20 protein-coding genes and 2 pseudogenes are annotated in these 22197 nt (G+C 73.5%); 13 read left to right on the top strand and 9 right to left on the bottom strand.

Features of this window, described 5'->3' with window-relative positions:
* Nucleotides 1-83: 83 nt before the first annotated feature.
* From ACZ4YY_RS03735 to ACZ4YY_RS03715, 5 genes and pseudogenes are all read left to right on the top strand, one after another.
* Nucleotides 84-1097 (top strand): substrate-binding domain-containing protein, encoded by a 1014-nt coding sequence (locus tag ACZ4YY_RS03735; RefSeq protein ID WP_468283486.1) that lies wholly within the window; start codon nucleotides 84-86, stop codon nucleotides 1095-1097.
* Nucleotides 1098-1169: 72 nt separating this feature from the next.
* A pseudogene (locus tag ACZ4YY_RS03730) lies at nucleotides 1170-3341 on the top strand (sensor histidine kinase); the annotation flags it as partial.
* 818 nt (nucleotides 3342-4159) lie between these two features.
* Entirely contained in the window at nucleotides 4160-4594 is a 435-nt protein-coding gene (locus tag ACZ4YY_RS03725) for a roadblock/LC7 domain-containing protein (protein ID WP_468283485.1), read from the top strand.
* A gap of 1 nt (nucleotide 4595) precedes the next feature.
* Nucleotides 4596-4952 (top strand): DUF742 domain-containing protein, encoded by a 357-nt coding sequence (locus tag ACZ4YY_RS03720; protein ID WP_468283483.1) that lies wholly within the window; start codon nucleotides 4596-4598, stop codon nucleotides 4950-4952.
* Nucleotides 4939-5535: a GTP-binding protein gene (locus ACZ4YY_RS03715; protein WP_468283482.1), complete on the top strand. Its 597-nt coding sequence runs from the start codon at nucleotides 4939-4941 to the stop codon at nucleotides 5533-5535. The genes ACZ4YY_RS03720 and ACZ4YY_RS03715 overlap by 14 nt, the downstream gene beginning before the upstream one ends.
* A gap of 179 nt (nucleotides 5536-5714) precedes the next feature.
* On the opposite strand, the gene ACZ4YY_RS03710 is transcribed toward ACZ4YY_RS03715, so the two are convergent.
* The 3 genes from ACZ4YY_RS03710 to ACZ4YY_RS03700 are packed head-to-tail and all read right to left on the bottom strand — an operon-like array spanning nucleotide 5715 to nucleotide 7603.
* Nucleotides 5715-6131, bottom strand: a complete 417-nt coding sequence (locus ACZ4YY_RS03710; RefSeq protein ID WP_468283480.1) for an ankyrin repeat domain-containing protein — start codon at nucleotides 6129-6131, stop codon at nucleotides 5715-5717.
* Nucleotides 6128-6604 carry a hypothetical protein gene (locus ACZ4YY_RS03705; RefSeq protein WP_468283478.1) on the bottom strand — a complete coding sequence of 159 codons (477 nt, stop codon included), beginning with the start codon at nucleotides 6602-6604 and terminating at the stop codon, nucleotides 6128-6130. The genes ACZ4YY_RS03710 and ACZ4YY_RS03705 overlap by 4 nt, the downstream gene beginning before the upstream one ends.
* Before the next feature lie 39 nt (nucleotides 6605-6643).
* Nucleotides 6644-7603: an ABC transporter substrate-binding protein gene (locus ACZ4YY_RS03700; protein WP_468283476.1), complete on the bottom strand. Its 960-nt coding sequence runs from the start codon at nucleotides 7601-7603 to the stop codon at nucleotides 6644-6646.
* A 310-nt stretch (nucleotides 7604-7913) separates the two neighbouring features.
* On the opposite strand from ACZ4YY_RS03700, the gene ACZ4YY_RS03695 reads away from it, so the two are divergent.
* From ACZ4YY_RS03695 to ACZ4YY_RS03675, 5 genes and pseudogenes are all read left to right on the top strand, one after another.
* The gene (locus ACZ4YY_RS03695) at nucleotides 7914-10706 is read left to right on the top strand and encodes a sensor histidine kinase (RefSeq protein WP_468283474.1); all 2793 of its coding nucleotides are present in this window, start codon (nucleotides 7914-7916) and stop codon (nucleotides 10704-10706) included.
* Entirely contained in the window at nucleotides 10703-11179 is a 477-nt protein-coding gene (locus ACZ4YY_RS03690) for a roadblock/LC7 domain-containing protein (RefSeq protein ID WP_468283472.1), read from the top strand. The genes ACZ4YY_RS03695 and ACZ4YY_RS03690 overlap by 4 nt, the downstream gene beginning before the upstream one ends.
* A gap of 49 nt (nucleotides 11180-11228) precedes the next feature.
* Nucleotides 11229-11669 carry a DUF742 domain-containing protein gene (locus ACZ4YY_RS03685; protein ID WP_468283470.1) on the top strand — a complete coding sequence of 147 codons (441 nt, stop codon included), beginning with the start codon at nucleotides 11229-11231 and terminating at the stop codon, nucleotides 11667-11669.
* The gene (locus tag ACZ4YY_RS03680; protein ID WP_468283468.1) at nucleotides 11656-12255 is read left to right on the top strand and encodes a GTP-binding protein; all 600 of its coding nucleotides are present in this window, start codon (nucleotides 11656-11658) and stop codon (nucleotides 12253-12255) included. The genes ACZ4YY_RS03685 and ACZ4YY_RS03680 overlap by 14 nt, the downstream gene beginning before the upstream one ends.
* A 43-nt stretch (nucleotides 12256-12298) precedes the next feature.
* A pseudogene (locus tag ACZ4YY_RS03675) lies at nucleotides 12299-12720 on the top strand (RidA family protein).
* A gap of 399 nt (nucleotides 12721-13119) precedes the next feature.
* Here the strand turns inward: ACZ4YY_RS03675 and ACZ4YY_RS03670 are convergent.
* From ACZ4YY_RS03670 to ACZ4YY_RS03645, 6 genes are all read right to left on the bottom strand, one after another.
* Nucleotides 13120-13791 (bottom strand): ABC transporter permease, encoded by a 672-nt coding sequence (locus ACZ4YY_RS03670; protein WP_468283466.1) that lies wholly within the window; start codon nucleotides 13789-13791, stop codon nucleotides 13120-13122.
* Entirely contained in the window at nucleotides 13788-14474 is a 687-nt protein-coding gene (locus ACZ4YY_RS03665; protein WP_468283464.1) for an ABC transporter permease, read from the bottom strand. Before ACZ4YY_RS03665 ends, ACZ4YY_RS03670 begins: the two co-directional genes overlap by 4 nt.
* The gene (locus ACZ4YY_RS03660) at nucleotides 14471-15610 is read right to left on the bottom strand and encodes an ABC transporter ATP-binding protein (RefSeq protein ID WP_468283462.1); all 1140 of its coding nucleotides are present in this window, start codon (nucleotides 15608-15610) and stop codon (nucleotides 14471-14473) included. The genes ACZ4YY_RS03665 and ACZ4YY_RS03660 overlap by 4 nt, the downstream gene beginning before the upstream one ends.
* A 460-nt stretch (nucleotides 15611-16070) precedes the next feature.
* Nucleotides 16071-16793, bottom strand: coding sequence for an FAD:protein FMN transferase (locus tag ACZ4YY_RS03655; RefSeq protein ID WP_468284331.1), 723 nt, complete (start codon nucleotides 16791-16793; stop codon nucleotides 16071-16073).
* A 22-nt stretch (nucleotides 16794-16815) separates the two neighbouring features.
* Complete coding sequence (locus tag ACZ4YY_RS03650; protein ID WP_468283461.1) at nucleotides 16816-17232, bottom strand: FMN-binding protein; 417 nt, start codon at nucleotides 17230-17232, stop codon at nucleotides 16816-16818.
* Nucleotides 17233-17250: 18 nt separating this feature from the next.
* On the bottom strand, nucleotides 17251-18588 hold the full coding sequence (locus ACZ4YY_RS03645) for a ferredoxin reductase family protein (protein ID WP_468283459.1): 1338 nt from the start codon (nucleotides 18586-18588) through the stop codon (nucleotides 17251-17253).
* A 153-nt stretch (nucleotides 18589-18741) separates the two neighbouring features.
* Here ACZ4YY_RS03645 and ACZ4YY_RS03640 point away from each other — a divergent pair, with 153 nt between their 5' ends.
* Genes ACZ4YY_RS03640 through ACZ4YY_RS03630 form a run of 3 tightly spaced genes read left to right on the top strand, consistent with a single transcriptional unit; the run spans nucleotide 18742 to nucleotide 22004 of the window.
* Complete coding sequence (locus ACZ4YY_RS03640) at nucleotides 18742-19431, top strand: response regulator transcription factor (protein ID WP_468283457.1); 690 nt, start codon at nucleotides 18742-18744, stop codon at nucleotides 19429-19431.
* Entirely contained in the window at nucleotides 19428-20879 is a 1452-nt protein-coding gene (locus tag ACZ4YY_RS03635; protein ID WP_468283455.1) for a sensor histidine kinase, read from the top strand. The genes ACZ4YY_RS03640 and ACZ4YY_RS03635 overlap by 4 nt, the downstream gene beginning before the upstream one ends.
* 57 nt (nucleotides 20880-20936) lie before the next feature.
* On the top strand, nucleotides 20937-22004 hold the full coding sequence (locus tag ACZ4YY_RS03630) for a serine hydrolase domain-containing protein (RefSeq protein ID WP_468283453.1): 1068 nt from the start codon (nucleotides 20937-20939) through the stop codon (nucleotides 22002-22004).
* Nucleotides 22005-22197: the final 193 nt, after the last annotated feature.

The following is a 22197-nucleotide window of genomic DNA, read 5'->3' as shown; positions in this document are numbered from 1 at the left end:
ATGCCTCTCGTCGGTTCGCCTCCCCTGTTCCGGCGGCGCTCGCCCGTCCTCCTGCTCTGCCGCACAGCGAGGTGCAGCCCCCCATGAACACTCCCCTCCCCGCTCCCCGTTCCCTCGCCTCTCCCAGATCCGCGCGTCGCGCCGCCCTGGCCGTGATCTGCTGTCTGCTCCTCGCCGGCTGCACCGGCGCCGCCCCGTCCGGCTCGGACGCCGCCGCCGCGGGCGGGCCGGCCGGCCCCATGAAGGTCACCCTGATCTCCCACGGCGACAAGGGCGACGCGTTCTGGGAGCTGGTCCGCAAGGGCGCCGAGGCGGCGGCCGCGAAGGACGGTGTCGACCTGACCTACGTCAGCGACGCCGACGCCTCCGGACAGGCCGCGCTGGTGCGGGACGCCGTCCGGGACCGGGTCGACGGCATCGCGGTGACCCTGGCCAAGCCGCTGGCGATGAAGAGCCCGGTGGCCGCGGCCAGGGCGGCCGGCATACCCGTCGTCGGCCTCAACTCCGGTATCGACGCCTGGCGGTCGATCGGCGTGCTGGAGTACTTCGGTCAGGACGACAGTGTCGCCGGCCGGGCCGTCGGCGACCGGCTCGACGGCCTCGGCGCGCGGCACACCCTGTGCGTCATCCACGAGCGCGGCAACATCGCCCTCGAGGCGCGCTGCGCGGGCGTGAAGAAGACGTTCACCGGGCGGACCGAGATGCTCTACGTCGACGGCAGCGACATGGACGCGATGACCGCCGCCGTGGCCGCCCGCCTGCGGCAGGACCCCGACATCGACGAGGTCATCGCCAACGGCGCGCAGTTCGCGCTCGCCGCGGTGAAGGCGGCCGGCCAGGCGGGCAGCAGGGCCGGGGTCGCCACCTTCGACATCGACAAGGACATGGTCACGGCCGTCCGCGACGGCCGGGTGCAGTTCGCGGTGGACCAACAGCCCTACCTCCAGGGCTATCTCGCCGTGGACGCCATCTGGCTCTACCGGACCAACGGCAATCTCAGCGGCGGTGGTGTGGCACCGGTCCTGACGGGCCCCGCCTTCGTCACCCGGGCCAACGTCGCCGACGTCGCGCGGTTCGCCGCCGGCGGCACCCGCTGACCGGGCACCCGCCCGGCACCCCGCTCCCCCCGATCCCCCTCCCCCCTCCCCGCTGATCGCCCTAGGACGACCATGTCTGCACGGACAGGTGCCCGGCGCCACCGTCTCGGCTCCATACGTCTCTCCCTGATCCTCCTGGCGCTGGTGCCCGGCGTCACCCTCACGGCCATGTGGGGTGTGACGACGATCCAGATGTTCTCGGAGGGGATACAGCTGCGCGAACAGACCGAACTGAGCCGGGCGACCGGCGCCCTCGGCACCGAGGCGACGCTCGCGCTCCAGCAGGAACGCAGCCTGTCCGCGGTGTGGCTGACCACCCCCGGCGGCTCCCGGACCCCGCTGGAGGCCCAGCGGAAGAAGACGGACGCGGCGGTCGCCCAGCTCATCGCACGGGCGGACGAGATCCAGAAGGCGCCCGCCCGCGTCCGGGACCGGATGTACTCGGTCGTCGCCTCCGTGAGCTCCCTGGAGTACTACCGGGGCCAGGTGGACGACCCCGCCAACATCACCGCCGCGCAGGCGCTGGACCAGTACACGTCGATCATCGACGAACAGATCCACGCCTTCCAGGAGCTGTCCCAGGTCGACGACGGCGACCTCACCTCACAGGCCGGCCCGCTCGTCGCCCTGGAGCACGCGGCGGAGCTGGTCTCGGAGGAGGACCTGCACCTCACCCTGGCCGGGCCGAAGCGGCGGATGGACGAGAAGGAGTGGGCCACGTTCGCGCAGACGGTGAACGCGCGCCGCTGGCTCGTGGCGGACCAGATCCTCCCCTCCCTCACCGGCTCGGCGAAGACGCAGACCGAGAGGATCCTGCAGAGCGAGGCGTGGCGGACCCTGGAGGCCGTCGAGGACAAGGTGCTCGCGGCCCGGGCCGCCCGGCAGGGAGACGGTGACATCGTTCTGCCGGACGTGCAGAAGGAGTGGCGCGCCGCGCTCATCGAGGTCTCCGACCAGTACTCGGCGCTGATCCGGGAGCAGACCGCGGGACTGCTCCAGCGCAGCGCGGACGAGGCCCGCGGGCTGCTGATCAAGGCGGCGTCGCTGAGCACGGGCGGTCTCGTCGCCCTGCTGCTGTGCGTCGTCATGTCCTGGCGGATCACCCGCTCGCTGTCCCGACGGCTGCGCGGGCTGCGGTTGGCCACGCTCAGTCTGGCCCACGAACGCCTCCCGGAGGTGGTCACCCGGCTGGACCGGGGAGAGACTGTCGACGTGGAATCGGCGACTCCGCCGCTGGACTACGGCGGCGACGAACTCGGCCAGGTGGCGCAGGCGTTCAACACGGCGCAGCGCACCGCCGTGCACACCGCGGTCGAGCTCGCCGACACCCGGCGCGGCTTCCAGAAGGTCATCCTCGGCATCGCCCGGCAGAGCCAGAACCTGGTCAACCTCCAGCTCAGCAAGCTCGACGCGCTGGAGCGCCGCCACCAGGACCCGGAGGTCCTGCGGGACCTGTACGAACTGGACTCCACGGCGAGCCAGTTGCGCCGCTACGAGGAGAACCTTGTCGTCATCAGCGGCGGCCGGCCGGGACGCAGGTGGTCGGAGCCGGTGGCGCTGATCGACATCCTGCGCAGTGCGGTCGGCGAGGTCGCCGAGTACCGGCGGGTCGAGGTGCACACCGAGGAGGAGGTGTCCATCGCCCCGCCCGCCGTGGCGGACGTGATCCACCTGCTGGCCGAGCTCATCGACAACGCGACGTCCTACTCGCCGGCGCCGAGTCCGGTCGGGGTGCGGGCGACACTGGTGGCCAAGGGCCTGGCCATCGAGATCGAGGACCGCGGGCTCGGCATGTCCGAGGAGGACTACGCCTCGTTCAACGCCCAGTTGGCGGTGGCCCCGCAGTTCGACGTGGTGGCGCTCGCCGACGACCTGCGGCTGGGCATGTTCGTGATCGCCCGGCTGGCCACGCGGCACGGCATCGCCGTGACCCTGCGTTCCTCGCCGTACGGCGGGACCACCGCGATCGTGCTGGTCCCGCACGACGTGGTGGTCCACGAGAAGCCCGCCGACGACTCACCGGAGGCCGACTGCCCCGTCGCGCGGCGGACCGCCGGCTCGTTCGCACCGGATGCGGTCGCCGCCCGGTCCGGGCTCACCGGTTCCACCCCGGCGCGGGAGGCCGGGGCCGCCTCCCACGGGCCGTCGGGTTCTCCGGGTGACTCCCCCGCCCCGGTCACCGGCCTCCTCGCCCCGGCGCCCGGCGTCTCGGCTCCCACGGACGCCGCTCCGGCACCGGGATCCGGCGCCCCCGGCTCGACGGACGGCCTCCCCGTCCGCGTGTCCCGCGCCTCGGCGCGGACGGACGGCACCTCCGCCCCCACGCCTCGCGCCTCGGCCCCGGCGGACGGCACCCCCGCCCCCGGCTCCCCGGTCCCGGCGGACCACCCCCCGGCCGCGTGCCCCGAACCGGGTGCCCCGGCCCCCGAAGCCGGGGAGGGCGTCCGGGCGGGTGAGGCGTCGTCGGCCCGCAGCGTGGCCGTGTCGGCCCCGACGTCCGCGCTACCCGACCGGAGCGCCGCGACCTGTGAGCGGAGCGACACGGCGCCCGACCGGAGCGCCACCGCCTCCAAGCGGAGCGACACCGTGCCCGACCGGAGCGCCACCGCCTCCGAGCGGAGCGACACCGTGCCCGACCGGGGCGAGGCGACCTCGGACCTGAGCGACGAGAAACCCTGCCCGAACCGCACGGCGCCCGAGCGGGGTTCGGCGACGCCCGGCCGCAGTCCCCAGGCACCCGACCGCGGCGCCGCGACGTCCGCCCGTCCCGGGGGCGCCAACCGTCCCGGGGCTCCCGCCCCGTTGCCCCGGCGGGTTCCGCAGACCAGCCTCGCCGCCGAGTTGCGCGAGGAACCCGGACCCACCGGGGACGACGACGGTGACGCCGACGACTTCACCGCCGAGCGCGCGGCCTCCTCCCTGGCCGGTTTCCAGCGCGGCACCTCGCGGGCGCGCGACGCCGACGACGACGTAGCCCCCTCCGGGCCCGGCGAGACGCCCGCCGGCCCGGCCCCCTCCCAGACCTCCACACCGCACGCCGACCGCTCATGAAGGACACCGCGATGACACACTCCGCCCCCGCCACGAACACCCAGCTCGACCAGTTGCTCACCGGTCTCGTGGACCGCGTCGCCGACGTCAACCAGGCCGTCGTGCTCTCCGAGGACGGGCTGGTCGTCAGCAAGTCCACCGGGTTCACGCGCGAGGACGCCGAACGGCTGGCGGCGACCGCGTCCGGCCTGATGAGTCTCAGCAAGGGCGTCAGCATGGATTTCCGCGGCGGCCCGGTGCGCCAGGCGCTCATCGAGATGGCCAAGAGCTACCTCATCCTCACCTCGGCCGGCCCCGGCGCCCATCTCGTCGTGCTGACCGGCTCGAACGCCGACGTCGGTGTGGTGGCGTACCAGATGAACATGCTGGTGAAGAAGATCGGCGAGCACCTCAGCGCGGCGCCGCGGACCGGTGTCGGTCCCGCCGCGCGCACCCACGGCGGGTGAGGTGAGCGGAGACGACGAAGCGGGCCGGCTGGTCCGGCCCTTCACCCTCACCGGTGGACGGACCCGGCCCAGCCGTGCCGACTTCACGCTCATCACGACGGTGACCGCGGTGGACCCGCCGCCCGAGCGGGCCCCGCGGCCGCAGCCCGAACAGACCCGCATCCTGCGCCTGTGCGCCCGGCCGGTCGCCGTGGCGGAGGTCGCGGCCCATCTGGACCTGCCGGTGAGCGTGGTCGTCATCATGCTCTGCGACCTGCTGGAGGCGGGCCTGATCACGGCCCGGCCGCCGCGTCACGTCGCCGGTGCCCCGGACCTGGAGCTGCTGCAGAAAGTGAGGGACGGCCTTGGCCGGATCTGACACCGCCACCGACACGGTCGCGGCGCCCGACACGGTGAAGATCCTCGTCGCCGGCGGCTTCGGCGTCGGCAAGACCACCCTGGTCGGGTCGGTCAGCGAGATCGCGCCGCTGCGCACGGAGGAGCCGCTGACCGTCGCCGGGCTGGACGTCGACGACCTGAAGGGCATCGAGGAGAAGCGGTGCACCACGGTGGCCCTCGACTTCGGGCGGATCACCATCGGCGACGACCTGGTGCTGTACCTCTTCGGCACCCCGGGGCAGCAGCGGTTCTGGTTCATGTGGAACGACCTGGCCATCGGCGCCCTGGGGGCGGTGGTCCTGGTCGACGTGCGCCGACCGGAGTGCAGCTTCGCCGCGCTCGACTTCTTCGAGCGCCGGGGCATCCCCTTCGTCGTCGGGGTCAACGGCTTCCACGGCGAGCATCCCTATCCGGCGGAGGAGATCAAGGAGTCGCTGGCGCTGCCTGCGGACGTGCCGGTGCTGCTGTGCGACGCGCGGGAGCGGGAGTCGTGCCGGGACGTGCTGATCGCCCTGATCGACCGGCTGATCGTCGACCGGCTGATCGCCGACGCCGGGCCCTGAGCGCTCAGAGGTCCGAACAGAAGGGGAGTCCGGCTCGCGAAGCCCGGCACGCACGCTCGCCGCGTTGCCGAAAATATCGGGTAGCTCCGCTACGAGGAGCTTCCGGGCCTTGCCATCGCACGCACCGGACGCCCCGAGCTGATCAGGTCACCCCTTCCGTGCGGAGCTCTCAGGGGTCGTCAGCGGGCTCCCGCGGCGCGCAGCACGGCGACCGTCTCCGGGTGCGGTCCGGCGGCCGCCCACGTCAGCGGCGTCCAGCCGGTTCCCCGGTCCTCGCGCAGGTTCGGGTCGGCGCCGTGGTCGAGGAGGACGCGGACCGCCTCGGTGTGGCCCCAGCAGGCGGCGGCGCACAGCGGCGTCCCCTCCGAGCCGGGGCCGGCGCTCTCGGCGTCGGGCGGTGCGCCGGCCGCGAGCAGCCTGCGGGCGAGGCCGGCGGCGCCGTCGACGCAGGCCAGGTACAGCGGGGTCGTGCCGTCGCGGTCGCCGGCCGCGGGATCGGCCCCGGCGCGCAGCAGGGCGTCCACCCGGCGGGCGTCGCCGCACGTCACCGCCTCGACGAGGGCCTTGGTGAGTTTCTTCCGTCGGCGTCTGTTCACGGCCCGGAGGGTAGCCGGGCCGTCCCGGCCGGCGCTCGCAATGGTCCGAGGACCGGCAGCAGTTCGGCCGCCGCCGCGTCCGCCGTCAGCGGCCGGTCCTCGGTGCCGTCGGGCGGGGCGGCGTCCGCCACGGTGAGCGCGGGGATCGCCGGCGGTTCGGGCCGCATGCCCAGGGCCCGTACGAGGATGGCGAGTTCGCAGGCCAGGACGGTGACGTAGGCGTCCGTGGCGCGCGGGGTGCGGCGGGTGGCCCGGCCGGCGAAGGGGGCGGTCTCCTCCAGTCCGTGCGGGAGGACGGCGTGTCCGGTGGAGGCGGTGCCGCGTACGAACGCGGTTCCGCCGGCGCGGAGTTGTTCCCGGGCCTCGGGGGCCACGGCGGGCGCGGCCGCACCGTCGGCGAGCGTGATCGGCTCGCCGACGGTGCGGGTGGTTCCGTCCAGGGCGACTCGGGTGGCCTCCGGGGCGGGAGGCACCTGGGCCGGTCCGGGTGCTGTGCCTCCACGCCGCGAACGTCAGCCCAGGCCGACCGACTTCAGCCAGGCCCTGGCGACGTCCAGCGGGTCCTTGCTCTCCAGTTGCACCTGGAAGTCCAGGTCGAGCAGCGTCTTGGTGTCGAGCTTGGCGGAGACGGCGTTGAGCGCGGCGACGCCCTCCTGGGACAGGCCGCTCTTGTAGACCAGCGGGGTCACGTTCGCGAAGCCGAAGAGGTTCTTCGGGTCCTGGAGGACGACGAACTTCTCCTTGGTGATGGTCGGGTCGGTGGTGAAGATGTCCGCCGCCTGCACGGTGTTCTTCTTCAGCGCCGCCTGGGTCAGCGGGCCACCGGCGTCCAGGGCCTTGAAGGACTTGAACTTCAGGCCGTAGACCGCCTCCAGGCCGACCATGCCCTGCTGACGGGTCTGGAACTCGGGCGAGCCGCCGAGGACCAGCTCGGGGGCGATGTCCTTGAGGTCGGCGAGGGTGGACCGCGCGGTGAGGTTGTACTTCTTCGCCGTCTCGGCGTTGACCGTGACGGAGTCCTTGTCCTCGGCGGGCGAGGACTCCAGCAGCGTCAGCTTGGCGTCGAGCTTGCCCTTGACGGCGGCGTTCACGGCGGCGGTCGAGGTCTGCGGGGCCTTGGCGTCCAGGTAGGCCAGCAGGGAGCCGTTGTACTCCGGCAGAACGGTGATGGAACCGTTCTTGAGCAGGCCGTACGTGGTCTCGCGGCTGCCGATGTTGGGCTTGTAGGACACCTTGATGCCCTTGGCCTTGAGGGCCTCGCCGTAGATGTCGGCGAGCAGGATGCTCTCGGCGAAGTTGTTGGATCCGACCACGACGGTCCCGCTGTCCGCCTTGTCCTCGGCGAGCGGGTCGCTGGCGTCGCCGGAGGAGGAACATCCCGCCAGCAGGGCCGTGATCGCGGCGAGCGCGACGGCCGCCGTGCCGGGGTTGTTCCTGATGGACCTGCGGCTGTGGGCGTTGGAGGAAGTCACGGTTCCCGTTCCGGGCTCTGGGGGTCGATGAGAAAGGAGGGCGAGCAGGAGAAGACGGGAGGTACGGAGGAGCTCACTCCGAAAAACCTCAGGCCTGATCCAATCCACCCTCTTCTCGATCAGTCAAGTGTCTCCGGGTTACCGATCGACTTCGACACGTGGTCAGTTCTGCCCGAAACACACTGCGCTTCGTGATCGATTCTTGACTCGGGGCGACGCCCTTGGTCGCACGAAGAAGCGATAGTGTCACCGTAGTTGACGTCCGTCACAGCGGCGCGCCCGTGCGCAACACCTGTGTGAAGGAGGCCCGGTGTCCACGAAGACGGTGGGCGCCCCCCGCTCGGCACCCCCGTCCGTCCGTCGGGGGCTGCGGGGTTTCGCCGACCGGTGGCCCTTCCAGCGCAAACTGAACGTCCTGGTCGGCATCCCGCTGACCGTGATCGCGCTGCTGCTGTGCTACCTCATCGTCGACCTGGTGCAGGAGTCCCACCGGGCCGAGTCCGCCGCCCGCCTGGTGCGCGACAGCACCCAGGTCGCCCAGCTCGTCGCGGCGGTGCAGGCCGAGCATCAGCAGGCGATCCTGCTCTCCGTGCGGCACGAGGCGTCCTTCGACGGGGGGACGCCCTCGAGCACCGCCTACCGGGTGGCCCAGCTCGACGTGGACACGCAGGTGGCGAAGGTGCGCGACACCTTCGGCGACCGGCTGCCGGCCACCGAGGCGCAGGCGCTGCGGGAGATCGAGGGCCTCACCGGCCTGCGGGACACCATCGAGCAGGGCTACCTGCCCGCCGACAACATCGACCCGGCGTACGCGGGCGCCGCCGACGGTCTCATCGACGGACTGGGCCTCGACCGCAACACCGCCCTGGCCACGACCTTCACCGGCAGCCTGCTCGACTCGCTGCTGCGCGCCGACGCCGCGCACGGCGCCTTCGAGACCGGTGTCTTCTCGGCGCGCACCGGTGACAGCAACGCCCTCATCGAGTTCACCGGCGCGGTCGGCTCCTACGAGCTGTTCACCTACCACTCGGAGCGTTTCGCCCGGTTCGCCACCGAGGCGCAGAACGACGAACTCGGCGGCATCGAGCACAACCCCGCGATGGCCGCCATCGGCCAGCACTACGCCGAACTGTCCGTCGACCCCAGCGCCCTGCAGGCGGACTCGACGGCCGCGATCCGCACCGCGTTCCGCCAGGCGCTCGACTCGTACCACCACTACAACGAGCAGGCCGAGACCCGGCTGAAGATCACCGCCTCGCTCATCGACCAGATCGCCGACCGGGCCGACACCGCCGCGGCCGAAGCCCGCCTGCGCGCATGGCTGCTGCTCAGCCTGGCGCTGCTCGGCTTCGTCACCTGGATCGCCTTCGCCGTGCTGGTGCGCCGTTCCGTGATCCGCCCGGTGCTGGCCCTGACCGGCGCCGCGCAGGAGGTCGCCGACGTCGCCGGACGCGAACTCGCGCGGGTCGCCGACGACGACGCCGAGGAGAGCGGACCGCCGCGGCTGCGCGAGCTGCCGGTCACCGCGGCCGACGAGATCGGTGAACTCGCCGACGCCCTCAACAACGTCCAGACGACCGCCGCCGCGCTGCTGGAGCGCCAGGTGCTCAGCCGCCGCAACGTCGCCGAGATGTTCGGCAACGTGGGGCGGCGCGTCAGCAACCTGACGACACGACAGCTCGCGCTGATCGACGCGGTGGAACGGGGCGAGACCGACCCCGCGCTGCTCGAACGCCTCTACTCCATCGACCACATCGCGGTCCGCCTGCGCCGCAACGCCGACAGCCTGATGCTGCTGGCCGGCATCCGCGAGAGCGTCCTGGACGCGGGCCCGGCCGCGCTCACCAACGTGGTGCGCGCCGCGCTCGGCCAGATCGAGGGCTTCCAGCGGGTACGGCTGCACGTCGGGACCGAGGTCATGGTGGAGCCCGACATCATCGGCGACCTCACCCTGATGGTCGCCGAACTCGTGGAGAACGCCGTGTCGTTCTCGCCCGAGGGCAGCCCCGTCGAGGTGGCGGTCGACCATGACGACGACGGCGCGACGGTCACCGTCGCCGACCACGGCCTCGGCATGAGCGCCGAGCGGCTCGCCGAGGAGAACGCCCGCCTGGTCCGCCGCGAGCGCCTCGACCTCGTGCCGACGAAGGTGCTCGGGCTGTTCGTGGTCGGCGCGCTGGCGCGCCGCTGGGACATCGACGTCACCCTGTCGCGCACGCCGGGCGGCGGTGTGACGGCGGAGGTGTCCATCCCTTCCGCGCTGCTGCTGTCGCGCAGCGCGGCGGACGTACCGGCGGTGACCGCTCCGGGCGCCGGGGCGCCGTCGCCCAAGGGCGCCCCCACCGGGCCCTCCCCGGCCGCCGCCTCCACCCCGTCCTGGGCGGTCGACGACCGGACGCCGGGCCCGCTCCCCCGGCGGGTCCCGCGCCGCGAGACGCTCCCGGCGGGCCAGACCGCAGACAGCGACACCGCCGAGGAGGCGCCGGAGCACGGCCGCACGGGCGAGCGGGCGGCGCCGGAGGGTACGGCGGGAAGCGCGGCACGCGACCGTACGGGACCCGCCGGGGACGGCGAGGACGACGGCGGGAGGTCCGAGTCCGTCGCGCACGGCCGCACAGGCGGGGGCGAGGGCGCGCACCACCGCACAAGAGAGGGCGAGGGCGAGACCGCCGCCACCGACACCCCCGCACGCCCGGCCCCGGCCCGGACCGCCGTCACCGCCGACCCGACCGCGGCCCAGCCCTCCGCCCCGGTTCCGGCCACGGCCACCGCCCCGCCCCACGCCACCGGCTCGCCCGAAGCCGCCGGCTCGCGCCCGCTGCGGCGGCGGGTGCGCGGCGCGACGCTGCGGACGACCGCCGAGGCCGCCGCCCGGCAGGCCGCGCGCCGGCCCGTACCGCCCGCCGACGCCGACGCGGTGCGCAGCGCGCTGGAGGAGTTCGAGGCGGCCGTGGAGCGGGCCCACCGCGACACCGGCGGCGGCACGGGGGAACACCCCCGCCCGGTCGCCCCTCGTACCGCCGACGACAATGACCCCGTGAACGACGACCACCGGAACACCGCGCACCACCAGAGTCACCTTCCGGAAGGAGCCGAGCAGTGAGCACGTCGACAGGTGAGACTCCCGCGGGAGACGCCACGCCGACCGACCTGCGGGCCGCCGCAGCCGACTTCACCTGGTTGCTCAACCGTTTCGCCACCGAGACCGCGGGGGTGGTGGACGCCATCGCGGTGTCCTCCGACGGCCTGCTGATCGCCGTGTCGGAACTGCGTGAGCACGCCGACTCCGAGCGGCTGGCCGCGATCGTCTCCGGCATCACCAGCCTCGCCGCGGGCGCCTCCGGCAACTACGGCCTGGGCGGTCTGAACAAGGTCATCATCGATCTGGAGGGCGGGCACGTCCTCGTCTCCGCGATCGGCAGCGGCGCCGTGCTCGGCGTGGTCACCGACAAGGAGGCCAAACTCGGCAACATCGCCTACGAGATGACCGTGTTCGCCAACCGCGCCGGCACCGCCCTCAGCCCGCAGCTCGTGCTGGAGCTGAAGAACAGCGTCGGCGCCATCGGCTCGCGCTGACCGGCCGTCACCGCACAGAGCGCCGGTCCAGAGAGGAAGCGAACCAGCGATGGCGGACGGCTGCACTCCGCGCGGCGCCGACGAGGACGGCGCCGTACCGGTCGGTCCCGCGCCCGCCGTCCGGCCCTTCCTGGTCACCGCCGGCCGGGTGGCGGGCTCGGGCGAGGTCGCGTCCGGCCGGACGATGCCCGTCGAGACCCAGCTGGTGGCCACGGCCGCCGGGCTCGACGCGCTCGACCGGCTCTCCTTCGAACAGCACGACATCGTCGCCGCCTGCCGGGTGCCGCAGTCGATCGCGGAGATCGCGGCCAGGCTGCGGCTGCATCTGAACGTGGTGCGGGTCCTCGCCGAGGACCTGCGCGCGGTGGGCCAGCTGTCGGTGCACGTGCCCGACTCGGGCGCCACCCACGACGCGTCCGTGCTGCGCAGGCTCATCGATGGCCTCCGCGCCATCCCCGACTCCCGGGGGGTACTCCGTGACTCCGACTGAACCGCTCGTCCGGCACTTCGGCGGGCAGGCCTCCGTACGGCCGCCGCTGCCGGTGAAGCTCGTGATCGCGGGCGGCTTCGGCGTGGGCAAGACCACCGCCGTCGGCGCGATCTCCGAGATCGAGCCGCTGACCACCGAGGCGGCGATCACCGAGGTCGCGGCCGGGGTGGACGACCTGACCCACACCCCGCGCAAGACCACGACCACGGTCGCGATGGACTTCGGCTGCATCACGATCGACCCGACGCTCAAGCTGTACCTGTTCGGCACGCCCGGGCAGGAACGGTTCGGGTTCATGTGGGACGACATCGTGGAGGGAGCGGTGGGCGGGCTCGTCATCGTCGACACCCGCCGTCTCGACGACTGCTACGCCGCCGTCGACTACTTCGAGCACAAGGGGATCCCGTTCGCGGTCGCCGTCAACGCCTTCGACGGCGAGGTCGAACACACGCTGGACGAGGTCCGCTGGGCCCTGGACGTGACCGAGGGCGTCCCCCTCCTCGTCTTCGACGCCCGCGAACGCGGCTCGGTGCGGGACGCGCTGCTGGTGGTCCTGGAACAGGCGCTGGCCCGGTCGGAGGGGTGAGGGTCCGGGAACAGCGCTGCGCGGTACGGGAGTTGGCGCCGTCATGAGTCCCGATCAGCGCACGATCACCAATCCCGCGACACTGCACGACCCGACCCCCTTCGGCTACGGCCACGCCGTCTCGGCGCCCGGCGAGACGGTGTACATCACCGGGCAGTACGCCTCCGACGCCTCGGGCGCGCCCGTGCCCGGCGACTTCGCCACGCAGGTGGACCTCGCCTTCGACCAGCTGGAGGCCGCGCTCGCCGGGTGGGCGTCGGCCTCGAACACGTGGTGTGGCTCGGGTCGTTCGTCGTCGACCACGATCCCGGCAGGCTGGAAATCCTGGGCAAGGCCCTGCACGCGCGCTTCGGCGAGCGGCTGCCGGCCCAGACCCTGAGCGGGGTGGCCGCGCCGGCGCTCCCCGGCATGCTCTTCGAGGTGGACGCGATCGCGGTCCGTCCGGCACCGCCGACGGCCCCCTGACCCCGGCTGCGATCCGGCCGCGGGCCCGCCGACGGCCGACGGGCCCGCACCGGGCGGTCCGCCGCGCCGCTCGCCCGCGCGGACGCCGCCCGGGCGGCGCGGGCAGCGGCGCCGCGCTCGCCACCGGCCTCCCGGACGCGCCGTCGAACCGACCGGCCGTACCGGCCCGTCGGCCGTGAAGCCACAGCCGGAGCCGGAGCGGGAGCCACATCGACAGCCGCGGCCACGGCCATCGAGGGGCCGCCGTACGGAGTCCCGCGACGGGGGCGGCACCCTCTCGCCGCCCGGCGGCCCCGACGCCGCGTCACCGCGGAGGGCTCACGGAGCCCCACCGTCGCATCCGGAAGGCCGGCGGAGCCCGCCGCGACACCCGGCGACACCCGCGAGGCCGGCGGAGCCCTACGTGCCGTTGCCGCGCACCCCCGGTGACACCGCCAGCCGCGTCACCGTCCAGAACACCGCGAGGGTCGCCAGCGCCATGAGCGCGGTCAGGGCGGCGCCGCCCACGACCTTCTCGTAGTCGCGCTGGTAGAGGCCGTCGACGATGTAGCGGCCGAGGCCGCCGAGGCTGACGTAGGCGGCGATGGTCGCCGTGGAGACGATCTGGATGGCCGCCGAACGGATCCCGCCGAGGATCAGCGGGAGCGCGACGGGCAGTTCCACGCGCAGCAGGATGCCGGACTCCCGCATGCCCATGCCGCGGGCGGCGTCCACCGGTGAGGGGTCGACGGCGCGCACGGCCTCGTACGTCGTCACCAGGATCGGCGGGACGGCGAGGACGACCAGCGGGATCATCACCGGCAACAGGCCGAACCCGAGCAACATGGTCATCAGCACCAGCAGGCCGAAGGTCGGCAGGGCCCGCCCGGCCGTGGCGATCAGCGACAGGACGTTCCCGCCGCGCCCGTAGTGGCCGGTGAGCAGCCCGACCGGCAGCCCGATGAGGGCGGCGATGCCGAGCGCCTGGAGGGTGTACCGGACGTGCTCCCCCACCCGCGTGGGAATGCCGTCGTAGCCGTGCCAGTGGGCGCTGTCGCTGAAGAAGGCGTTGACGAAGTGGAGTACGTTCACCGGACTGCGTCCTTCACAGCGGGCTCGGACGTCCGGCGGCGCGCGCCGCTCGGCATCCACGGGGTCAGCAGGACGCGGACGACCACCAGCAGGGCGTCGGCGAGGATGGCCAGGACCCCCATGGTGATCACGGCGTTCCAGGCCAGTTCCGGCCGGTTGTAGATGTTCGCGTCGTGGAGCAGGTTGCCGAGCGCGCCCTGGTTGCCGATGAGGGTGCCGACGCTGACGAGGGAGATGCTCGACACGGTCGCCACCCGCAGCCCCGCGATGATGGCGGGCACCGCGATCGGCAACTGCACCTGGACGTAACGGCGTACGGGGCCGAAGCCCATGGCGGTCGCGGCGGCCAGGGTCTCGCGCGGCACCGAGCGGACGCCGTCGACGATCGCCGGGACGAGGACGACGAGGCTGTAGACGGTGAGCGGGATCATCACCGTGAGCTCGGTCTGTCCGGTGTAGTCGATGAGGACGACGAAGAAGGCCAGTGAGGGGATCGCGTACAGCACGGTCGTCACCCACAGCACGGGCGGGTACAGCCAGCGCAGCCGCACGCACAGCTGGGCGAGCGGCAGCGCGAGCAGCAGTCCCGCCAGGACCGGCAGCAGGGCCTCGCGCAGATGGAGTCCGACGAGGCCGATCCAGGAGTGCTGGAGGTCGCTGGGGATGTCGAAGAAGCCGTTCACCGCGCGGCCTTCGCGGCCTCGGCGTCCGTGCGGCCCGCCGCGTGGGCGCCGCGGATCGCCTCGGCGATGCTCTGCTGGGAGACGACCCCGGCCGCCCGGCCCTCGGCGTCCACGGCGACCGCCCAGCCGGTGGGCGACAGCACGGCGCAGTCGAGGGCGGATCGCAGCGAGTCCGTCCCGGCCGTGAACGGCCGCCCGTGCGGCAGCAGTCGGCCGGCGTCGATGCTCCCGGCGGTCAGGTCGCGCGGCTCGCCCCAGCCGAGGGGCCTGCCCTCGACGTCGGTGACGAGGAGGTAGGGGACGTCGTCGGCCGCGCGGGAGGCGATCTTCTCCGCGTTGGCGTCGATCGCGACGATGGGCGAGGTGAGCAGGTCGAGGCCGGCGGAGGAGAAGAAGGACAGCCGGCGGATGCCGCGGTCGGCGCCGAGGAAGTCCTCGACGAACGCGTCGGCGGGGTCGGACAGCAGCTCGGCGGGCGGTGCGAACTGGGCGAGCCGGCCGCCGGTGCGCAGGACCGCGACCATCGTGCCGAGCTTGACGGCCTCGTCGATGTCGTGCGTGACGAAGACGATGGTCTTGCCCAACTCGCCCTGGATGCGCAGGAGTTCTTCCTGAAGTCCCTTGCGCACGACGGGGTCGACGGCGGAGAACGGCTCGTCCATCAGCAGGACGGGCGGGTCGGCGGCCAGCGCCCGGGCCACGCCGACGCGCTGCTGCTGTCCTCCGGAGAGCTGGTAGGGGTAGCGCCCCGCGAGCGAGGCGTCGAGGCCCACCCGTTCCATCAGCTCCCGTGCCCGGTCGCGGGCCCTGTGCCTGCTCCAGCCGAGCAGCCGCGGCACGGTGGCGATGTTGTCGACGATCGTGCGGTGCTGGAAGAGCCCGGCGTTCTGGATGACGTAACCCATGGACCTGCGCAGGGTGTTGACCTGCTGCTGCTGGATGTCCTTGCCGTCGAGGAGGATCCGGCCCTCGCTGGGCTCGACCATCCGGTTGATCATGCGCAGCGTGGTCGTCTTGCCGCATCCGGAGGGGCCGACGAGGACGGTGATCGCACGGTCCGGGATCTCGAGGGAGAGCCGGTCGACCGCCACCGTGCCGTCCGGGTACCGCTTCGTGACTGAATCTATCCGTATCAAAACGCCGAATGCCCTTCGGGTCTGGCAGATTCCGCCCGCTCTCGACCAGTTGAGACCGGGCCGTTGCGGGGAGAGTCTAGACCGCCGGTGCTGCGGGGGTTCTGACGGCCGAGAGCCCCTTCACCCTGTGGCCGACCTGTGAGTCCGCTGATTCTCACCCTCCCCTCAGCACCGGCTCAGGGATCACCCGGACCGGGGCCGCATCGTCACCGTCATGCCGGCGCGTGCTGCGCCCCGCGCGGCCGACGACCACCTGGAGTACGCGACATGACGGCCCTCGCCCCGCCGCCCGCCCCCGTCCACGAGGACGGCGCAGCCCCCGACCGACGGCGGCTCGTCGTCCACCGGCGGGAGCGGGCGGGCGGGAGCATCCTGCGGGGCCGGGGGGCGGCCCAGGCCACGACGACCGCGCTCCAGCCCAGCACCCACAGCCCCACGGCCAGGGCCGCCACGCCCGCGCTCATGCCGCCTCGCCCCCCGCTCCCGCCGCCACCGGGAACCCGGCACTGCGCAGCACCCGCCGCTCGGCGTCGACGGCGTACACCTCGCAGCCCTCCTGCCCGGCCGCCCACGCGACCCCCTCCGCGCCGAGCGCGAAGGCGGCCGTCGCCACGGCGTCCGCCACGGTCAGCGTCGGGGCCGCGACGCTGACGCTCAGCAGCCCGGTCGCGGGCGCGCCGGTGCGCCCGTCGACGATGTGGTCGCCGCGCTCGTAGCGGGCGGAGGTCGCCACCGCCCCGTCGGTCAGCTCCAGGACGGTGCACAGCCGGTCGGCGAACTCCGGGTGCCGTACGCCGACCCGCCACGGGCCGCCGCCGACGACGACGTCCCCGCCGGCGTTGAGGCAGAACCGGCGCGCCCCGGCCGCCGTCAGCAGATCGGCCGCCCGCTGCACGGACCAGCCCTTGACGATCGCGCAGGGGTCGAGGTCCCGGCCGGGCAGGCGTACGTCGAAGGCGCCGCCGGTGGCGAGCCGGTAGTGCTCGCCGAGGCCGAGGACCTCGACGAGGCCGGCGCTCAGCCCGCCGGCCGGCAGCTCGCCCCGGCCGTACCGGGACACCTCGCTGTCGGCCCGGAACGGGCTGAACCGCTCGTCGACCTCGCGCAGCCACGCGAACACGGCGTCCGCGCTCTCCTCGCCCACGTGCTCGTCGTCGACGCGCAGCGAGACGGGGAAGCCCATGACGTGTTCGACGCGGTGCACGTCACGCGCCCTTCGCGTCGATCGCGGCCTGGAGGGACTCCTTGTAGCCCTCGGTGGTGATCGTGGCGCCGGACACGGTGTCGATGTCCGCGCTCTGCGCCCGGAGGGTCTCCGCGATCAGCGTCGGCACCGCCGCCGTCGTCTGCGGATGGTTCGGTTGCCGCAGCATCCGCACGGCCGTGATCCTGCCGTCGGTGAAGGTGACCTCGACCTGCACGTCCCCCTTCTCGGTGGTGACGGTCGAGCCCTTCACCACCCGGGAGGAGCCACCGGAGGCCGAGCCGCCGGAGGAGGGCGTGGAGGGGGCGGGGGCCGGCGCGGTCACCTCGGTCGCCGCGGTGACCGTCGACGGCTCGTAGCGCCAGACGGGGATCAGGCCGGCGACCGACAGGACCAGGACGGGTATGGCTCGCTTCACGGTGTCTTCTCGTCTCCCTCATCCCGCCAGGCTGAAGCGTTCGAAGTGGATCTGCGTCCTCGGCACGTCCAGCTCGCGCAGGCTGCCGAGGACCGCGTTCATCATCGGGGGCGGACCGCACAGGAAGACGTCACGGTCCGCGATGTCCGGCACCAGCCGGAGCAGCTCGCCGGCGGCCAGCAGGTCGGGGACGGGCGGCCCGGTCACCAGGTGCAGCTCGGCGCCCCTGGCGTGGGCGAGGTCGCGCAGCTCGTCGTAGAGGACGGCGTCGCGGTCCGTGCCCACGCGGTAGATGACGACGGCGTGGCCGTGCAGCTCCTCCAGCAGGGCCCGGACGGGGGTGACGCCGACGCCCCCGGCGACGAGCAGTGCCTCGGGGCGGGTGCGGTGCATCGCGGTGAAGGCGCCGTAGGGGCCCTCGGCGAAGACCCGGGTGCCCGGCTCGAGGTGGCGCAGTCCGGCGGAGCCCTCGCCGACCGCCTTGGCGGTCAGGCGCAGGGTGCGGCCGTCGGGCGCGGCCGACAGGGAGAACGGGTTCGCCTGCCACCAGCGGTCCCTGGTGAGGAACCGCCACAGGAAGAACTGGCCCGCCCGGGCCGGCAGCCGGTCCAGGTCACGGCCGGTGATGTACACGGAGACGACGTTGTCGGACTCGGGCACGACCGCCTCGACGCGCAGTCGGTGGCGCCAGTTGCGCCACAGCGGCAGTACCAGCCGGCCCACGCACACCGAGCCGAGGGCGACGCCCCACACCGCGTACCAGTAGCCCGTCGCGACCGTGCTCGACGTGAAGGTCGTGCCGACGGCGACCTGGTGGGTGAAGGCCAGCACCACCGCGACGTAGGTGTACAGGTGGATGAAGTGCCACGTCTCGTAGGCCAGCCGGCGCCGCGCCCAGCGGGCGGAGACGGCGCCGACGACCAGGATCAGGCCCAGCGCGACGACCGCGCGGAACACGCCCTCGACGGTCTCGGCGAGGTCGACGAGCTGGCTCACCGGGTCCATCGACGAGGACTCGGCATAGCCGAAGGCGATGAACACCACATGCCCGATCAGCGTCCACAGCAGCCCGAAGCCGGTCCAGCGGTGCCAGTTGGTCAGCCGGTCCATGCCGATGCGGCGGTCCAGCCAGGGCAGCCGGGCGACCAGCAGCAGCTGGAACGCCATCAGCAGGGCGGCGTACAGGCCGGTGAACCGGCCGATCACCACCAGGGCGTTGGAGGCGAAGCCCGCCTGGACGGCGAGGAGGGTCACCACGGCCGCGTTCGCGGCCAGCACGGCGTACAGACCGGTGCGGGCCACGACTGTGGGGCGTATCGCCGCGGGGGGCGCGGGAGGCGACTGGACGGTCGTCACGGACGGAAACTCCTTGATCGGGTCCTCAGGACACCGAGCTTCGCAACCCGGAGCTGTCGATCACCTGTCGTACAACTTTCAAGAGCATATCGATCTGCTCGCGCGGACCGACCGGGGCCCGGTGCGGCGGAGCGCGTGGCGCACTATGAGCGGGTGGAAAAAGTGCGACTCCTCGTGGTGGACGACGACCCGCCGATCGCCGATCTCGTGGCGACGGTCGCCCGGTACGAGGGCTGGGAGGCGGTCACCGCGAACACGGGCGAGGAGGCGCTGCGCCGCGCCGCCGACTTCCGCCCGGACATCGTGGTGCTCGACCTCATGCTGCCCGACGTCGACGGCTTCGGCGTCCTGGACCGGCTGCGCCGCTCGGGCACGATGGTGCCGGTGGTGTTCCTCACCGCCCGCGACGGGGTCGCCGACCGGGTCGCCGGGCTGACCCGCGGCGGCGACGACTACCTGGTCAAGCCGTTCGCCGTGGAGGAGCTGATGGCCCGGCTGCGGACCGTGCTGCGGCGCAGCGCCGGCCCCGCCTTCCAGCGGTCGGTGCTCGGGGTCGGCGACCTGACGATGGACGAGGACACCCGCGAGGTGCGGCGCGGCGAGCACCTGCTGACGCTGACGCCGACGGAGTACGAGGTGCTGCGCTACCTGATGCGCAAGTCGCCGACCGTGCTGACCAAGGCGCAGATCCTCGACCACGTGTGGGAGTACGGCTTCGGCGGGCGCTCCAACGTCGTCGAGCTGGTCGTCAGCCGGCTGCGCCGCAAGCTCGACGCGACGGGCGCGCCGCTGATCCACACCGTGCGCGGCTTCGGGTACGTGATCCGGCAGGCGGCGGAGTGATCGGCGGGTTCGTGCGGGCGTACCGCGGGCTGCGGCTGGGCACCCGGCTCGCGCTGGGGCTGGGCGTGCTGTCGCTGGTGGTGTTCGCCGTCGTCGGGACGGCGCTGACGACGTACATGCGGGACTACCTGTCGGCGCAGCTCGACGAGCAGCTGACGCTCGCCCAGCTCGCCCAGTCCAAGAGCATCGCCGAGCACGGCACGCTCCAGGGCAAGAAGTACTACCGCTGGTACTACGCCGTGTACGACGTGACGGACGGCGCCCCGGTGCTGCGCCCGCCGGAGGAGTCCACCGACGTGCCCGGCGACGTCGGGGAGCTGACCTCCCTGGCGAAGGCGCAGGCCGCGTCGGACACGGAGATCACGCGCACCGAACGCCTCGGCGGCGCCGGCGCGTACCGGCTGCGGGCCTGCGAGGTGGAGCCCGGAGTGGTCCTGGTGAGCGCGGCGCCCATGGCGGACCTCGAGGACACCGTGCGGCAACTGGTCACGTTCCAGGCGGTCGCGTTCGGGCTGGCGCTGCTGGCCCTCGTGGTGTTCGGCCGGGCGATGCTGCGGCGCGGGCTGAAACCGCTGAGCGACATGGCGCACACCGCGCACGGCATCGCCTCGCACGACCTCACCGAGTCGGCGGCGCGGCTGCCGCTGCGCGCCGACCGTTCGGGCGGCGCGCCGGAGGTGGAGGAGCTGCGCACCGCGTTCAACTCGATGCTGGAGCACATCGACGACTCCCTCGCGGTGCGCGCGCGGGCCGAACAGCGGCTGCGGCGTTTCGTCGCGGACGCCTCGCACGAACTGCGCACCCCGCTGATGTCGGTGCGCGGCTACGCCGACCTCTTCCAGTACGCGGCGGCCAACGCGCCCGAGGAGCGGGACCGGCACCTGGCCCGGCTGCGGGCCGAGGCCGCCCGGATGGGCGTCCTCCTGGACGACCTGCTGCTGCTGGCCCGTCTGGACGCGGCGGAGGTGGAGGCGCCGCTGCGGATGGAGGACGCCGACCTGGTGGAGCTGGTCGAGCAGGCGGCCGACGCGTTCCGCGCGAGCCATCCCGGCCACCCCCTGACGGTGGCGCCGGGCCCGGAGTCGGTCCGGCTGCGGCTGGACCCGCAGCGGGTCCGGCAGGTCCTGGACAACCTGCTGACCAACGCGGCCGTGCACACCCCGCCCGGCACGCCGGTGTCGGTGCGGGTGGTGCTCGCGCCGGACGCGGCGCTGGTGCGCGTCACCGACGAGGGGCCGGGCATCCCGCCCGAGGACCGGGAACGGATCTTCGACCGCTTCTACCGCGTCGACAAGGCCCGCAGCCGCGACCGCGGCGGCAGCGGTCTCGGCCTGGCGGTGGCCCGGTCCCTGATCGGCGCCCACGGCGGCACCCTCGCCCTCGCCGACACACCGGGCCGGACGGTCTTCACGGTGGCCCTGCCGCCGGGCCCGGCCCCGGCCCGGTGACGGGCTTGCGGGCGGCGGGACCTTTGAGCGCGGGAGGCCGCGGGTACGGTCCCGACCGTGCCCTACGTACTGGAGAACGCGGCCGCGGCGAACGACCCCTGGGAGGGCGTCGACGCCGACGCGCTGACCCGGGCGGTGCGGGCGCAGGAGGAACGCCCGGTGCCGGGCGTCGAGGACATGGCGGCGTACCTGGCCGCCCAGGTGGCCGACGTCTCCCACCGCGAGGTGGTGGGTCCGTTGCTCGACGGCGGCGGCCCGAGCGGGGTCGTCGTACGGCGCGGGACGGTGCTCGCGTCCTGGGGAGACCCGACGCGCGTGGAGATGGCGTACAGCGCGACGAAGAGCGTGCTGGCACTGGTCGCGGGCGTCGCGTACGACGACGGACTGCTGGCCCTCGACGAACCGGTGTCCGCCTCGCTCGACCTGCCCGAGTTCACCGGAGTGCGGGGGCGGGCGGTCACCTGGCGGCATCTGCTGGACCAGACGAGCCAGTGGGAGGGCACCCTGTGGTCCAAGCCCACCGCGGCGGACGCGCAGAGCGCGCGGGGGCGCACCCGGTCCGCGGGCGGCCCGCCCGGCGCGGGCTGGTCCTACAACGACGTCCGGGTGAACCTCACCGCCCTCGCCCTGACGGCCCTGACCGCCCGCCCCCTGCCCGACCTGCTGCGCGAGCGCGTGATGTCCGAGGTCGACGCCTCGGCCTCCTGGTCCTGGCACGGTTACGACACCTCCCGCGTCGAGGTGGGCGGCGCCCTGCTGCCCGTGGTGTCGGGCGGGGCGCACTGGGGCGGTGGCCTGTGGATCAGCGCCCTCGACCTGGCGCGGACGGGTCAGCTGTGCCTGCGCGGCGGCACCTGGAACGGCAAGGAGGTACTGTCCGCCCACTGGGTGCGGGAGCTGTGGACGCCGTGCCGGGTCAAGCCGGACTACGGCCTGTCCTGGTGGCTCAACGACCGCCGCACCGTCTGGCCCACGGCCCCCGCGACCGGCCGGTGCGCCCGCGGCGACGGCGGCAGCCACCTGCTGTGGGTCGACCCGGCCCGCGACCTGGTGATCAGCTCGCGCTGGGGTGCCGGGGTGGAGGGACTGCTCGCGCAGGTCTCGGCAGCGGTACCCGCGTGCTGACCGCCTTCGGGGGGCGGGGCGCGCGGGTGGCCCCGGGCGGGGGAACGGGTGTGTGGGGGCGGGATGAGCGGGGGGCGCCACGGGCAGACATCACCCAGCCCCACCGCATCCGGCTCGCCCCTCCGCCCGCCCGCTGTCGGCCTCCGGACGCCGCACGGTCACACCGGAGGGGAACCGTTCCTCCGCCCCCGTC

It is taken from the genome of Streptomyces sp. NPDC030143, from assembly GCF_055573695.1.
Note: the sequence above shows the minus strand (reverse complement) of the source record. Positions and strands in the feature narration are given on the sequence as shown.